Raw genomic sequence first — 13,856 nt, 5'->3', positions numbered from 1 at the left:
TTATGGCTAAGGCAACTAAAAAACAGGCTTTAGGTAGAGGCTTATCAGCACTATTAAAAGACCCAAGTAACGATATTCAATCGGCTCAAGATATTAATGCCGATAAAGTTATTGGTAATATAGTTGAATTAGATTTAGATTTCATTGAAGTTAACCCGTTTCAACCACGTACAAATTTTAGTGAAGAATCGCTTCGCGAATTAGCCTCTTCAATAAAAGAATTAGGTATTATTCAACCTATAACAGTTAGAAAATTGGGCTTAAACAAATACCAATTGGTATCTGGCGAGCGTCGTTTTAGAGCTTCAAAATTATTGGGACTAGAAACAATTCCGGCTTATGTTAGGATTGCAAACGACCAAGAATCACTTGAAATGGCATTGGTTGAAAATATTCAACGTCAAGATTTAGACCCCATCGAAATTGCTTTATCATACCAACGTTTAATTGACGAAATCAATTTAACACAAGAGCAAATGAGTGAACGTGTTGGTAAAAAACGATCTACTATTGCTAATTATTTGCGTTTATTAAAATTAGACCCAATTATTCAAACGGGTATGCGCGATGGTTTTATTTCTATGGGTCATGGCCGTGCATTAATTGCCATTGAAGATCAAAACGATCAATTAGATATATACGAAAACATACTATCCAATAAACTTTCGGTTAGAGAAACCGAAAACTTTATTCGCGATTTTAATTCTGAAAGTCCAACAAAAAACACCGAAAAAAAGACAGAAGAAGACGATATACCAAAGTTTGTTAAAAAAGGAATTACTGCATTTTCAGAATACTTTGGACATAAAATTGACGTTAAAGTCTCTAAAAACGGAAAAGGAAAAATCACAATTCCTTTTCATTCAGAAGAAGATTTTAACCGTATAAAAAAATTAGTTCAAGGTGATTCCAAATAAAATCCTATTAACAGGAATATTAGTATGCATAATTAGTTTCGCTTCTTTTGCACAAAATAAAAAGAAGAATGATAAAAAAGAGCTTCCTAAAGAAGTTGCCATTGATCCTATTATTGAAGTAAGCGAACCTATTAATCCGCTTTCGCCAGCAAAAGCGGCATTCTTCTCAGCAATACTTCCTGGTTTAGGACAAGCTTACAATAAAAAATATTGGAAAATCCCAATAGTATATGGCGCTATTGGTACTGGTGTTTATTTTTATATAGATAATAATAAAGAATATAATAGATATAGAGATGCTTACAAAAGTAGACTTGCTGGTTTTACTAATGATGAGTTTTATTTAGACTCTCAAGGTAACCAACTTACTACTCCAAGAGTAACTACCGAGAAACTAGAAGATGCGCAAAAATTTTACCGTCGTAATAAAGAAATTTCACTTTTAGTAACTCTTGGCTTATATGCATTAAATATAATAGATGCGAATGTAGATGCACATTTACTACAATACAATGTGGACGAAAACTTATCTTTAGCACCACATTATAAGTTTAATGAATTTGATGCAACTAGTAATCTTGGATTAACTTTAAATTTTAAATTTTAGCTCCTTAGGCTATTAAGAATACACAATTAAACAGATATGAATATAGCATTACTTGGATATGGAAAAATGGGTAAAACCATTGAGCAGATTGCCATTAAACGTGGGCATAATGTAATATTGACTATTGACAAAGGTGATACCGATTACGATATTACAAAAGCTGATGTTGCCATAGATTTTAGTATACCAACTGTAGCCTATAATAACATTACTAAATGTATTAACAATAATGTTCCTGTAATTTCTGGAACTACAGGTTGGCTAGACAAATATGATGATGCCGTTGCTTTATGCGAAGAAAAAAAAGGTGCTTTTATTTATGCCTCTAACTTTAGTTTGGGTGTAAATATCTTTTTTGAATTGAATAAAACACTAGCTAAAATGATGAGTGCTTTGAAACAATATAACGTTTCTATGGAAGAAATTCACCATACTCAAAAACTAGATGCTCCTAGTGGTACTGCTATTACTCTTGCTAATGGTGTTATTGAGCAGCATGATGGTTATAACCAATGGAAATTAGAGGAAAACGGAGAACAAACTATTCCTATTGCAGCAAAACGTATTGCAGATGTTCCTGGTACGCATACCGTTACTTACGAAAGTGAAGTAGACACTATAAACATAGAGCATATAGCACATACCAGACAAGGTTTTGCTTTAGGTGCTGTAGTTGCTGCAGAATGGATTGTTGGAAAAACAGGTGTTTTTACTATGAATGATGTGTTAAATATTGGTTAATATTTAATAAACCCGTAACAATTGACGAATTGCTACAACTAACAAAAAATTAAAATTTTGAAATTATGACTTGGACACAATGGTTTATTTTCATATTAATAATACAAGTAATTCATGGTTTAGGTACTTGGAAACTATACATTAAAGCTGGCAGAAAAGCATGGGAAGCCTTTATTCCTGTATATAATGGTATTGTTTTAATGAAAATAATTAATCGTCCGTGGTGGTGGGTTATATTATTATTTCTTCCAATTGTAAACCTTATTATGTTTCCAGTTGTTTGGGTTGAAACTGCAAGAAGTTTTAGAAAAAACACATATATTGATACTGTTTTAGCTGTTGTTAGCCTTGGTTTTTATAATTATTATTTAAACTATGCTGCAGATGTTAACTATGTTGAAAACCGAAGCCTTCAACCTAAATCAGGTTCAGGAGAATGGACAAGTTCTATATTATTTGCCATAGTTGCAGCAACTATAGTTCACACCTATTTCATGCAACCATTTACAATACCGTCTTCTTCTCTTGAAAAATCGCTATTGGTAGGTGATTTTCTATTTGTAAGTAAATTTCATTATGGCGCTAGAGTACCAATGACAACCGTAGGAGCACCTATGGTTCATGATACCATACCTGGTTTAAATAAAAAATCATATTTATTCGATGATCATTTTGAAAAACGCAAAACTTCATGGAAGAACAAACTACAGTTACCGTATTTAAGATTTCCAGGGTTTGAAAAAATAGATAGGAATGAAATTGTTGTTTTTAACCAACCAGCAGATACCTTATTGGATATGAATGATTTCACTCCAATAAGAAACTACTACAAACCTATAGATAAAAAAACAAACTTAGTAAAACGATGCGTTGGTGTTGCTGGCGATTCTCTTGAAGTAAGAGACGGCTACGTTTACATAAACGGAAAGAAAAACGAATTACCTGATAGAGCACATTTACAGTTTAGTTATTTTGTTCAACCAAAAACAAACCAATTTAATCCAGCATTTATTAAAGACCGTTATGATATTACTGATGGTTTTGGAATTATGAATGCCCAAAACACTTACTACTTTTCAGCTATTTCTGATGAAGCTAGAGAGAAATTTAAAAACCATCCAAATGTAGCAAGCATTACCCCAAATATTCAAGAAAAAGGAGTTAGAGATGCAAATATATTTCCTCAAGACCCAAATTACAATTGGAATGTAGACCAATTTGGACCATTATATATTCCTGAAGAAGGAAAAACAATTGCTATTAATTTAGATGTTTTGCCACTATACAAAAGAGTTATAACAGAATACGAGGGTAATACACTTCAAGTAAAAGGCAATCAAATTTTAATTAACGGCGAAGTAACAGACACTTACACATTCAAACAAAATTATTATTGGATGATGGGTGATAACCGTCATAATTCTATTGATGCAAGGAGATGGGGATTTGTCCCATTCAATCACGTTATCGGGAAACCAGTATTTATATGGATGAGCTGGGATGGAAAAAGCCCTCGTTGGGAACGTTTCTTTACAACTGTTAGCGGCACAGGAAAAGCAACTTCATTTTTAATTCCATTTTTAGTTTTATTATTTGGTTGGATAGGATTTAATAAATGGAGAAAGCGCAAAGCCGAAAACAAGTAAGCTTTAATGTAGTTTTGCTTAAACTCACCGTATAGACTAAGCATATTATGAACGTTAAAGGAGTGTTCTTAATCTTTTTTATATCAATTGTTTCATTCAGTCAGAATGTAACAGTTGCTTCAGATAACCTAACACTCACAACAGATTTCATCTTAGGTAAATATGATTATAAAAATCATGAATTGTTTACTCTAGTAAATCCAAAATACACTTCTAAAACAATCTATTTAAACAAAGAGGTTTATACTGCTTTTTTAAAGATGCATAATCAAGCTGAAAAAGATGGTATCTCTTTAAAAATCATTTCTGGAACTAGAAATTTTGAAGAACAGAAAGCTATTTGGGAACGGAAATGGAAAAAACGCAATAACCTAAACCCTATTGACAGAGCAAATAAAATTTTAGAATACAGCTCGATGCCTTCAACATCCAGGCACCATTGGGGCACCGATATGGATTTAAACAATTTTACCAATTCGTATTTTGAGCATGGTAAAGGCAAGCTTGAATACCAATGGCTTTTAAAAAACGCAAATAAATATGGGTTTTATCAAGTTTACACGAACAAAACTAATGGTAGAACGGGTTATAATTTAGAGCGTTGGCATTGGTCCTACATGCCCTTAGCTAAAACTTACTTAGAGTTTTATAACAAACACATAACCTATTTGGATATTACGGGTTTTAAAGGCTCTAATCTTGCAAAAGAATTGAATATTATAACTTTATACGTTAATGGTATTTCCAAAAAAGCTAAAACGGCATTTAATAAAGACTAAATGAATATTGTTATACATCCAACATACTTCCCCAATATTGCACACTTTGTTGCTATAGCTAACGCGAAAACGGTTGTCTTTGAAATGGATGACAATTTTGTAAAACAAACTTATAGAAACCGTACTTACATCTATGGTGCAAACGGAAAATTAAATTTAAATATACCTGTAATATATTCTCAAAAAAATCGGCAAAAATATAAAGACGTTAAAATTTTTAATGAAGACAAATGGCAAAGCCAACATTGGAAATCATTACTTTCGGCATACAGAACATCTCCTTTTTTTGAGTATTATGAAGATGAACTTCAACATTTGTTTTCTGAAAAGGTCGATTTTCTTTTAGATTTTAATTTAAAATGTTTTGAGGTGGTTTGTGAATGTTTACAATTAGAAATAAATATATCTAAAACAGAAACTTATCAAAAAACCTATAAAGACATTATAGATTTTAGACACTTAGTTCATGCTAAAAAAGAACCTAATTATGCTTTTGAAAAGTATACTCAAGTGTTTAACAACAAACATGGCTATATACAAAACCTAAGTATTTTAGATTTACTTTTTAATGAGGGACCAAATGCTTTAAATTATCTAGAATCACAAACCATAACAGCTATATAATGATACAAACTTTTGCTCATTATGGATGTCATTTTTTATTGCCTTTAGCCGTAGCAGTACTCTTTTTTAAACCAAATTGGAAATACGCTTATCTTATTATGATAGCAGGAATGCTGATTGATTTAGATCATTTATTAGCTACTCCTATTTTTGACCCAAACCGATGCAGTATTGGTTTTCACCCTTTACACTCAAGCTATGCTATATTGTTTTATATATTTTTATGTGTACCTAAAAAATCTAGATTGGTAGGCTTAGGTTTAGTAATTCATATTATTGCTGATACTGTAGATTGCTCTTTAATGTAACAAAACCTTTTCTACTCTAAACTAAGAGTTGTCATAATAGGATAATGATCAGAATAATGATTATTAAAAGCTTTAAACCCATTTACATTAAAAGCTTCATCTGCAAAAATGAAATCTATCCTTACAGGAAAGAATTTAAAATCATAAGACCGACCAAAACCATTACCTGCTTCTTTAAACGTATCGTTTAAATCACCTTTAATCTGTCTGTATACATATGAAAAAGCAGTATTATTAAAATCGCCACAAATAACCATTTTATAATTACATTCTTTCTTGTGTTTTAAAAACAATTCTGTTTGTAATTGTTGCATTTTAAACGTGTTTCCTATACGCTTAAATAGTCGTTCAGAATCTTCTTTTTTAAGATTCTCAACCTTAGTATTTAATCGTAAAGATTGCAAATGAATATTGTAAACCCTAATGGTATCTGCTCCTTTAACAATATCAGCAAAAATGGCATTATTAGCAGTATGAGGAAATTCTACAGAGCCTGAATTTATTATGGGGAATTTTGAAAATATAGCTTGCCCATACTTTGTTTTCTTACCAGAAAGTTTTTCAAACTTATATTTAAAAAAAGATAAATCAATGTTTTTGTGTGGATGGTACTCTTGAACACTTAAAACATCTGGAGATTCTGTTTTTAAAAAGTCAACAATTTTAGTTTCAATACCTTTTTCGGGAATCCATTCGTAAAGATTAAATAATCTTACGTTGTAATTCATAACTTTAAAATTATGAGGACTTTCAATATTATTAGAGGATGTAAATTTATATAAAGAACCAAATGAAAAATAACCAATTAACAGTATAACTAGCGAGAGCATAAACTGCTTTTTTAATCGGAACACCCAATAAATAAAGAATAAAACATTTAATATTATTAAAAAAGAAACTCCTAAATTAACTACTGCAAGTATAGAAAATGTTTTAGGAGGCAAAAAAGGTAAAACAAACGAAAGTAAAAGCAAAACAGCTACTATAACATTTATTAAATAAATGATTTTATTTATAAAGCTTAGTTTTTTCATGTATCTACTTCCCTGCTCTAAATAAGAATTCTTTCTCTTCTGAAGTTAAACTATCATAACCACTTTTACTAATCTTATCTAAGATAACATCAATTTTCTTTTGATTATTAAAAGCACTAAAATCTGCTTTAGTATAGCCACCAACTTTACTTTTGTTTTTATGTACTGTTTTTAATGGTCCTTTTTTTGAAGCCTTAAATAAACTAGTAACACTATCCATTAGTTTTTCAAAACCTTTACCAATATCTTGTCCTTTAACTAATTGTTTGGCATAGTAGTAACCTAATAAAGCGCCACCTAAATGCGCTAAATTCCCTCCTGCATTTCCAATTTCTGGATTACTAATTCCAGAAAACACACCAATAACATCTAGAGCAACAATACCAGCACCAACATACCATAATTTTAAATTAAAAGTAAAAAACCTTATTTCTTGATTAGGCATGTAAGCACAAAGAAAAATTAAAAGTGCCCTTACCGCTGCAGAGGCACCTAACAACCGCGTATTTCCTCCAAAAACATTTGGAAGTAATGTATAGCAAAGCATAAACAATAAACCTCCAGAAATGGCACCGAGAAAATAAATATTTAATGCCATTTTAGGACTAAATAAATTTAAAAACATACGTCCTAAAAAGTACAACCAAAGCATATTAAATAATAAATGCAAAAAATCATAATGCAAAAAAGCATAACTAATAATTGACCAAGGCTTACCAATAAATTTCATAAAACTGCTTGGTAATTCAAACCAACCAAAATTCATTCTTAAAATCAATGCTAACAAAAAAATAACAACATTAATAGCTACTATTTTTTCTAATACATTAAGATTAGAAAGCTTCTTTTTTATGTCTTGTGTTAGTGTTGTCATTAATACCAACGGTTACTGTTAAATTGATTTTTTTTCCAATACCACATAATTATAAAACCAGTAACAGCACCACCTACGTGAGCCATATATGCTGTGTTACTTGGGCTAAAGAAAGACTGTCCTGTTATACCAGAAATTAAGTCTAAAATTATAATACCAGGAATAAAATATTTTGCCTTTATCGGGATTGGTAAAAATATCATCATTAATTCTGCATTAGGATTCATCATACCAAAAGCAGCCATAACTCCCATTATACAACCCGATGCACCAACCATACTTGCATTATAAGCAGAATAAATATTTTTTAACATAGAAACCTGTGTCTGTGAAACTCCTGCTATAACTTCGTTAGTAGAGAGCATTTGTTTTATACTTTCAGAGGTTAAACCAGATTCTAATAAGGCATTATAATTAGGCAGGTATTGAAAATAATAGAAGCCAACCTGAAGTAAAACGGCACCTAATCCAGCTGAAATATATAAAAACAGAAAACGCTTTGAACCTAAAACTTGTTCTACTGAAGAACCAAACATCCAAAGAGCAAACATATTAAAGAAAATATGCATAGCACCACCATGCATAAACATATGAGTAATTATTTGCCAAGGCTTAAAAGCATCATTTTGCGGAAAATACATTGCAAACCACTCGTAAAATAAATTACCGTTTCCAATTGCTAACGTACCAATAAACATAATCACATTAATGATTATTAAATGTTTAACGGTTTCTGAAATTCGCATCATATTTTAAATAAATTTTTTATCTAATTCATCAACACTCATTGTTATAAATGTTGCTCTATTAGTAGGAGATACATTTGGTTCTTTACAAGCAAATAGCTTATTTACTAAATGTTCCTGTTCATCTTTCTGTAAAGTCTGCCCTGTTTTTATAGCTAAACTTTTAGCCATCGATTTTGCCAACAAATCAGAAGCACTAAAATGACTATCTGGCACTTCGTTTTCAACATCACTTATAAGTTGTTCAAGAATTATTGATACTTCGCTTTCAGGAACCCCAACCGGAACGCCTGTAATATCAACAAACTCTTCTTTAACGCTAGAAAATGCAAAACCTGTATGTTCTAAATCAACTTTTAACTGTTTTATTATTTCTATGTCTTGTGGCGAAAAATGTAATTGTAACGGAAATAATAATTGTTGGCTCGCAGCTTCTTTTATGGTTAAGTTTTGTAAAAAATCTTCATATAAAACCCGTTGATGTGCACGATGTTGATCAATAACGAGCATGCCGGATTTTATGGTACTTACAATATATTTGTTGTGTAACTGATAGGTTGTTTGCGATTTTTCTACTTGGTTATCTTCTTCAAATATTGAAGCTGTTTGCTCTTCACTCTCAAACCTAACTTCGGTAAAATTTGGTTTGGATTCATTCCCTTTAGATTCTAAACCAACATATAAACCCTCCCAACTTGGGGATGGTTCTTTTTTATAAGCTATTGCTCTAGCTTTAGAATTTACCTCGTCTTGAAATGGATTAAAACTTCTATCCACCTCAACTTTAGGAGTATCAGTATCACTTCTTTTGTAGCTATAGGGTGTATCTAAATTTGGATCCCGATCAAAATCAAGTACAGGAGCGATATTAAACTGCCCCAAACTATGTTTTACAGCAGAACGTAATATGGCATAAAGCGTATGCTCATCATCAAACTTAATTTCTGTTTTAGTCGGATGAATATTTATATCAATAGTTTGTGGATCTACCTTTAAATTAAGAAAATAACTTGCATGTGTTCCCGTTTTTAATAAACCATCAAAAGCAGATGCAATGGCATGATTTAAATATGCACTTTTAATAAAACGGTCGTTTACAAAAAAGTACTGTTCACCTCTTGTTTTTTTAGCGAACTCTGGTTTACCAACAAATCCTGAAATTTTAAGTACTTCGGTGTCTTCTTCAACAGGCACTAATTTCTCATTAGTTTTACTACCAAAGATGTTAACAATACGTTGGCGATAGTTACTAATTGGTAAATTAAAGCTTTCGCTTCCATTGTTATATAAAGCAAAACTAATATTAGGATGAGCCAATGCTACACGATGAAACTCATCTATAACATGCCTCAATTCTACACTATCAGATTTTAAAAAATTTCGTCTTGCAGGAATATTAAAAAAGAGATTTTTAACAGAAACTGAAGTCCCTGTTGGTGTTACCACTATATCTTGAGATACAACATTGCTACCTTCAATAATTAAACAATTACCAACATCGTCAGTTTCTTGTTTTGTTTTTAACTCCACATGTGCAATAGCCGCTATACTTGCTAAAGCTTCACCCCTAAATCCTTTGGTATGTAATTGGAATAAATCTTCGGCGCTTCTTATTTTGGATGTGGCATGTCGCTCAAAACTTAATCGTGCATCGGTATTACTCATACCCTTACCATTGTCTATAACTTGAACAAGGGTTTTTCCTGCATCTTTTATTATAAGTTTTATTGTGTCTGCACCAGCATCAATAGCATTTTCAAGAAGTTCTTTAACTACAGAAGCTGGGCGTTGTACAACTTCTCCAGCGGCAATTTGATTTGCTACATGGTCGGGTAAAAGTTGTATAATATCTGCCATATATTATTTAGGTAAAAATATAGATAAATCGAAATCGATAATAAATAAAAATATTAAAACAAGAACACCAATAATTATTAAAACACGCCTATTTACGTTATCGTCCGGATTGTTTTTATAATCATCTAAAGCATCGTTAAATTTCCCTTTTAAGCCTTTATTGGGGCCTACTGTTTTTCTGTATTCATCAAACTTATGTTTAATTTCAAAGGGATTCCCTTGTCCTTTATCATCAAAATAACGAGGTGTATAACTAAACTTTTTGTTTTTTCGCGTTTTTAAAATTCCCATGATTTCTAAGTTTTAATTTGATATTACATGTACTTTTTTTCTAATACATACATACAAATCAATAATAATACCAAAATAAAGATTAACACTTTCATAGACATAGCACCTTTTGTTTTCACTTTTGTGCCATTACTTTGTCTCCATTTTGAAACAAAATCTTTGGTATTAGAATTGTTTTTTAAACTAGGGTCTGTTTGATCTTCTTTTGAAAACCTTGGTTGATAATTAAAAGTTCTATGTTTACGTTGTTTAAACAAAATCTAGTTTTTCTCGACTTTTCAAAAATACTTAAAAGTAGACAAAAACAACGGTTTAAACTGCCAAAAATTGTTAAGAAAACAAACTAGTAAGAGGTAAAAAACCAGAAACTATAAGAAATAAATATCTAGCTATTATTACGTAATTCTGCCATTTTAATAGCAGCTATTGCAGCTTCTGTTCCTTTATTACCGTGTTTGCCACCAGAACGATCAATTGCTTGCTGCATATTATTATCTGTAAGTACACAGAAAATCACAGGTGTTTCTCGCATCACATTTAAGTCTTTTATTCCTTGTGTAACGCCTTCGCAAACAAAATCGAAATGCTTGGTTTCACCCTGTATAACACTACCAATAGCAATAACAGCATTTACCATTTGTTCTTGCATTTTTTTACAACCGTAAATTAACTCAAAACTTCCTGGTACATCCCAACGTACAATATTAGTAGGCAACACACCATTTTCAATTAATGCATCATAGGCACCTTTATATAAACCTTCTGTTATTGTATCATTCCATTCTGAAACAACAATCCCAAACCGATAATTACTCGCGTTTGGGATTGTTGTTTGATCGTACTCTGATAAATTTTTATTTTCAGTAGCCATATTTAGAGTTAGCTATTATTTATTTGCCAATACTTGTGCTTTTCCTATAAACACATCTACTTTTGATGCTTCAGTAGAATTTGCATAGTCATTTTTTATTCTTTCAAAAAATGCTAATGCTTTATCTGCTTTTCCTAAATCTAGAGCAATAGTTCCTGCTTTAAATAAGTACATAGGAGTTGTAAATTCATTATCGCGCATTTCAGCAGCTTGCTCATAGTATCCTAATGCATCTTCTGGTTGATTTAACTGAACAAATGCATCACCAATATTACCTTTGGCTAATGGTGCTAAAATTTCATCATTACTTTTAAAATTACTTAAATGATCTACAGCATTTTTGTAATCTTTTAATCTTAAATATGCTGTACCAGCATAGTAACTTGCTAAATTTGCAGAAGGTGTACCGCTATACTCTTCAATAATATCTAGCATACCAAATTTACCTTCTCCTCCGTTTAACGCCAGATTATATAAAGAATCTTTAGCTGCTCCTGTAACTGCTTGATCAAAATATTTTTGAGCTTGAAACATATCGTTCATAGCTGCTTGTTGTTTTGGTTTAGCAATATATTCTTTATACGCTAAAGACCCTAAAACTACTAGTGCAACAAGACCAATTATTATAAAAATATATTTTTGATTTTTTGCTACAAAGTCTTCTGTTTTAGAAGCTGTTTCATCAAGTGTATTAAAAACCTCTGCCGTTGTAGAACCTTCTTCAATGTTTTGTTGCTTCTCTACTACTGTTTTTGGTTTATATCCTCTTTTCTTGTAAGTTGCCATTATATGCTTTCTAAAATTATTGTCGCGCAAAAATATAATTTTTCTATAGAATTAAAAGCCTATTTATTTGATATTTTTCAATAATTTGCACTTCTTTTTAGGAGTTTAACCTCAAAACGCTCTTAAAGTTACATTTTGTATGATTTTAAAATCGCTTTCATTACTTAATTACAAGAATTTCGATAGCAAATCCTTCATTTTCAATAACAAAATAAATTGTATTGTTGGAAATAATGGTATTGGAAAAACGAATGTGCTTGATGCTATTTATCATTTATCTTTCGGAAAAAGCTATTTTAATCCTGTTGCAACACAAAATATTAAGCATGAAGAAGACTTTTTTGTGATTAATGGTGACTATGATAAAGATGAAAAAACCGAGAAAGTTGCCATTAGCTTAAAGCGTGGACAAAAAAAGGTAATAAAACGAAACGGAAAAGCTTACGAGAAATTTAGTGAGCATATTGGTTTTTTACCTCTAGTTATTATATCGCCTGCTGATAGAGATTTAATAATAGAAGGCAGTACAACCCGACGAAAATTTATAGATTCTGTAATTTCGCAAAGTGATAAGAGTTATTTAAATTATTTAATTAATTATAACAAAATATTAGCGCAACGTAATGCCTTGTTGAAGTATTTTGCATTAAACCATACCTATAATAAAGACACGCTAGAAGTTTACAACAACCAACTAACTGATTATGGCACAAAAATTTTTGAAAAACGCGAAGCTTTTTTAAAGGAATTTATTCCTATTTTTAAATTACGTTATGAAGCTATTAGTAATGGTAACGAACAGGTTGATCTTATTTACAGTAGTCATTTATTTGAAAATGATTTAAACACACTTTTAAAAACAGTAGTAAATAAAGACAAAGCTTTGCAATACACGAGTGTTGGAATTCATAAAGATGATTTACATTTTAATATTGAAGGCCATCCAATTAAAAAATTTGGTAGCCAAGGGCAGCAAAAATCGTTTTTAATAGCTTTGAAGTTAGCACAGTTTGATTTTATAAAAGCACAAAGTGGTGTAAACCCTATTTTATTACTTGATGATATCTTTGATAAATTAGATGAACAACGTGTAGCACAAATTATAAAATTGGTTGATGATGAAAATTTCGGACAACTTTTTATTAGCGACACACATGCTGAACGTACTGAAAATGCTGTGAAACAGGTGCATCAATCTTATGAGATTTTTAGACTTTAATACATTTGTTTTTGTTCAATAAGTATAATTACAGTAATGCTCGCCGCGTTAGGGATAGCAATAGAAAGCCCACAGCGAGGCACGAGCGAGGACTTGTAATGAATAGCCCGACCCTTAGGGTAACGCCCAAATATTTTTAATACTTTTACAAAATAAATAACTTTTTATAATACGTTTAAAAAAGCAATGGCAAAACGCAACAACGAAAACCTTAGTATAAGTGATGCTTTAAAAGAATTTGTTGAAACCAATAAACTTGAAAAGGGTTTAAACAAAGTAAATGTTGCTGATGCTTGGGCAAACCTAATGGGCAATGGCGTTAACAACTACACGACTGCAGTAAATTTAGAACGCGAAACACTTTATGTGCAACTAAGTTCTAGTGTTTTAAGAGAAGAATTAAGCTATGGCAAAGAAAAAATAATTAACATGCTTAATGAAGAACTAGGCAAAGAGATTATTAAAAAACTGGTTTTAAGATAATTATGAAGCACTATTTAGATAAAATATTTTAATAAAAACTAACGCCGTGTAATAATTTATATTACCTTTGAGA

17 protein-coding genes are annotated in these 13,856 nt (G+C 31.0%); 9 read left to right on the top strand and 8 right to left on the bottom strand.

Annotation, left to right across the window (positions count from 1 at the left end; genetic code table 11):
* The first annotated feature begins 2 nt into the window (after positions 1-2).
* The 7 genes from Q0842_RS15015 to Q0842_RS14985 all read left to right on the top strand — a co-directional run bounded on the left by Q0842_RS15015 (position 3) and on the right by Q0842_RS14985 (position 5,622).
* The gene (locus tag Q0842_RS15015) at positions 3-917 is read left to right on the top strand and encodes a ParB/RepB/Spo0J family partition protein (protein WP_298499995.1); all 915 of its coding nucleotides are present in this window, start codon (positions 3-5) and stop codon (positions 915-917) included.
* The gene (locus Q0842_RS15010) at positions 907-1,524 is read left to right on the top strand and encodes a DUF5683 domain-containing protein (RefSeq protein ID WP_298500032.1); all 618 of its coding nucleotides are present in this window, start codon (positions 907-909) and stop codon (positions 1,522-1,524) included. The genes Q0842_RS15015 and Q0842_RS15010 overlap by 11 nt, the downstream gene beginning before the upstream one ends.
* Before the next feature lie 36 nt (positions 1,525-1,560).
* Entirely contained in the window at positions 1,561-2,265 is a 705-nt protein-coding gene (gene dapB / locus Q0842_RS15005; protein WP_298499992.1) for a 4-hydroxy-tetrahydrodipicolinate reductase, read from the top strand.
* Between the two features lie 65 nt (positions 2,266-2,330).
* Positions 2,331-3,911, top strand: coding sequence for a signal peptidase I (gene lepB, locus Q0842_RS15000; RefSeq protein ID WP_298499989.1), 1,581 nt, complete (start codon positions 2,331-2,333; stop codon positions 3,909-3,911).
* 47 nt (positions 3,912-3,958) lie between these two features.
* Positions 3,959-4,690: a M15 family metallopeptidase gene (locus Q0842_RS14995; protein WP_298499986.1), complete on the top strand. Its 732-nt coding sequence runs from the start codon at positions 3,959-3,961 to the stop codon at positions 4,688-4,690.
* Positions 4,691-5,314, top strand: coding sequence for a WbqC family protein (locus Q0842_RS14990; protein WP_298499983.1), 624 nt, complete (start codon positions 4,691-4,693; stop codon positions 5,312-5,314).
* Complete coding sequence (locus Q0842_RS14985) at positions 5,314-5,622, top strand: DUF6122 family protein (RefSeq protein ID WP_298499980.1); 309 nt, start codon at positions 5,314-5,316, stop codon at positions 5,620-5,622. Before Q0842_RS14990 ends, Q0842_RS14985 begins: the two co-directional genes overlap by 1 nt.
* Before the next feature lie 11 nt (positions 5,623-5,633).
* On the opposite strand, the gene Q0842_RS14980 is transcribed toward Q0842_RS14985, so the two are convergent.
* The 8 genes from Q0842_RS14980 to Q0842_RS14945 all read right to left on the bottom strand — a co-directional run bounded on the left by Q0842_RS14980 (position 5,634) and on the right by Q0842_RS14945 (position 12,081).
* Entirely contained in the window at positions 5,634-6,452 is an 819-nt protein-coding gene (locus Q0842_RS14980; protein WP_298499977.1) for an endonuclease/exonuclease/phosphatase family protein, read from the bottom strand.
* Between the two features lie 208 nt (positions 6,453-6,660).
* Positions 6,661-7,530 (bottom strand): rhomboid family intramembrane serine protease, encoded by an 870-nt coding sequence (locus Q0842_RS14975; protein ID WP_298499974.1) that lies wholly within the window; start codon positions 7,528-7,530, stop codon positions 6,661-6,663.
* Positions 7,530-8,279, bottom strand: a complete 750-nt coding sequence (locus Q0842_RS14970) for a rhomboid family intramembrane serine protease (protein WP_298499971.1) — start codon at positions 8,277-8,279, stop codon at positions 7,530-7,532. The genes Q0842_RS14975 and Q0842_RS14970 overlap by 1 nt, the downstream gene beginning before the upstream one ends.
* A gap of 3 nt (positions 8,280-8,282) precedes the next feature.
* Positions 8,283-10,133, bottom strand: coding sequence for a DNA mismatch repair endonuclease MutL (gene mutL / locus Q0842_RS14965; protein ID WP_298499968.1), 1,851 nt, complete (start codon positions 10,131-10,133; stop codon positions 8,283-8,285).
* Between the two features lie 3 nt (positions 10,134-10,136).
* The gene (locus tag Q0842_RS14960) at positions 10,137-10,424 is read right to left on the bottom strand and encodes a riboflavin synthase subunit beta (RefSeq protein WP_298499965.1); all 288 of its coding nucleotides are present in this window, start codon (positions 10,422-10,424) and stop codon (positions 10,137-10,139) included.
* A gap of 23 nt (positions 10,425-10,447) precedes the next feature.
* On the bottom strand, positions 10,448-10,681 hold the full coding sequence (locus Q0842_RS14955; RefSeq protein ID WP_298499962.1) for a hypothetical protein: 234 nt from the start codon (positions 10,679-10,681) through the stop codon (positions 10,448-10,450).
* A gap of 128 nt (positions 10,682-10,809) precedes the next feature.
* Positions 10,810-11,295: a 6,7-dimethyl-8-ribityllumazine synthase gene (ribH, locus tag Q0842_RS14950; RefSeq protein ID WP_298499958.1), complete on the bottom strand. Its 486-nt coding sequence runs from the start codon at positions 11,293-11,295 to the stop codon at positions 10,810-10,812.
* A 15-nt stretch (positions 11,296-11,310) separates the two neighbouring features.
* The gene (locus tag Q0842_RS14945) at positions 11,311-12,081 is read right to left on the bottom strand and encodes a tetratricopeptide repeat protein (RefSeq protein WP_298499953.1); all 771 of its coding nucleotides are present in this window, start codon (positions 12,079-12,081) and stop codon (positions 11,311-11,313) included.
* Positions 12,082-12,220: 139 nt separating this feature from the next.
* Here Q0842_RS14945 and Q0842_RS14940 point away from each other — a divergent pair, with 139 nt between their 5' ends.
* Positions 12,221-13,300 carry a DNA replication/repair protein RecF gene (locus Q0842_RS14940; protein ID WP_298499950.1) on the top strand — a complete coding sequence of 360 codons (1,080 nt, stop codon included), beginning with the start codon at positions 12,221-12,223 and terminating at the stop codon, positions 13,298-13,300.
* A 186-nt stretch (positions 13,301-13,486) separates the two neighbouring features.
* Positions 13,487-13,783 carry a DUF721 domain-containing protein gene (locus tag Q0842_RS14935; RefSeq protein ID WP_298499946.1) on the top strand — a complete coding sequence of 99 codons (297 nt, stop codon included), beginning with the start codon at positions 13,487-13,489 and terminating at the stop codon, positions 13,781-13,783.
* Positions 13,784-13,856 lie beyond the last annotated feature (73 nt).

Origin of the sequence: uncultured Algibacter sp., assembly GCF_947495675.1 — a bacterium.
GTDB lineage: Bacteria > Bacteroidota > Bacteroidia > Flavobacteriales > Flavobacteriaceae > Algibacter_B.
This window is presented reverse-complemented; position numbering and strand designations above follow the sequence as displayed.

What these genes read in the sequence shown, in the direction of transcription:
- Q0842_RS15015 (WP_298499995.1), top strand. Translation starts at nt 3, where the DNA reads ATGGCTAAGGCAACTAAAAAACAGGCTTTAGGTAGAGGCTTATCAGCA.
- dapB (WP_298499992.1), top strand. Translation starts at nt 1,561, where the DNA reads ATGAATATAGCATTACTTGGATATGGAAAAATGGGTAAAACCATTGAG.
- lepB (WP_298499989.1), top strand. Translation starts at nt 2,331, where the DNA reads ATGACTTGGACACAATGGTTTATTTTCATATTAATAATACAAGTAATT.
- Q0842_RS14995 (WP_298499986.1), top strand. Translation starts at nt 3,959, where the DNA reads ATGAACGTTAAAGGAGTGTTCTTAATCTTTTTTATATCAATTGTTTCA.
- Q0842_RS14990 (WP_298499983.1), top strand. Translation starts at nt 4,691, where the DNA reads ATGAATATTGTTATACATCCAACATACTTCCCCAATATTGCACACTTT.
- Q0842_RS14985 (WP_298499980.1), top strand. Translation starts at nt 5,314, where the DNA reads ATGATACAAACTTTTGCTCATTATGGATGTCATTTTTTATTGCCTTTA.
- Q0842_RS14980 (WP_298499977.1), bottom strand. Translation starts at nt 6,452, where the DNA reads ATGCTCTCGCTAGTTATACTGTTAATTGGTTATTTTTCATTTGGTTCT.
- Q0842_RS14975 (WP_298499974.1), bottom strand. Translation starts at nt 7,530, where the DNA reads ATGACAACACTAACACAAGACATAAAAAAGAAGCTTTCTAATCTTAAT.
- Q0842_RS14970 (WP_298499971.1), bottom strand. Translation starts at nt 8,279, where the DNA reads ATGATGCGAATTTCAGAAACCGTTAAACATTTAATAATCATTAATGTG.
- mutL (WP_298499968.1), bottom strand. Translation starts at nt 10,133, where the DNA reads ATGGCAGATATTATACAACTTTTACCCGACCATGTAGCAAATCAAATT.
- Q0842_RS14960 (WP_298499965.1), bottom strand. Translation starts at nt 10,424, where the DNA reads ATGGGAATTTTAAAAACGCGAAAAAACAAAAAGTTTAGTTATACACCT.
- ribH (WP_298499958.1), bottom strand. Translation starts at nt 11,295, where the DNA reads ATGGCTACTGAAAATAAAAATTTATCAGAGTACGATCAAACAACAATC.
- Q0842_RS14945 (WP_298499953.1), bottom strand. Translation starts at nt 12,081, where the DNA reads ATGGCAACTTACAAGAAAAGAGGATATAAACCAAAAACAGTAGTAGAG.
- Q0842_RS14940 (WP_298499950.1), top strand. Translation starts at nt 12,221, where the DNA reads ATGATTTTAAAATCGCTTTCATTACTTAATTACAAGAATTTCGATAGC.
- Q0842_RS14935 (WP_298499946.1), top strand. Translation starts at nt 13,487, where the DNA reads ATGGCAAAACGCAACAACGAAAACCTTAGTATAAGTGATGCTTTAAAA.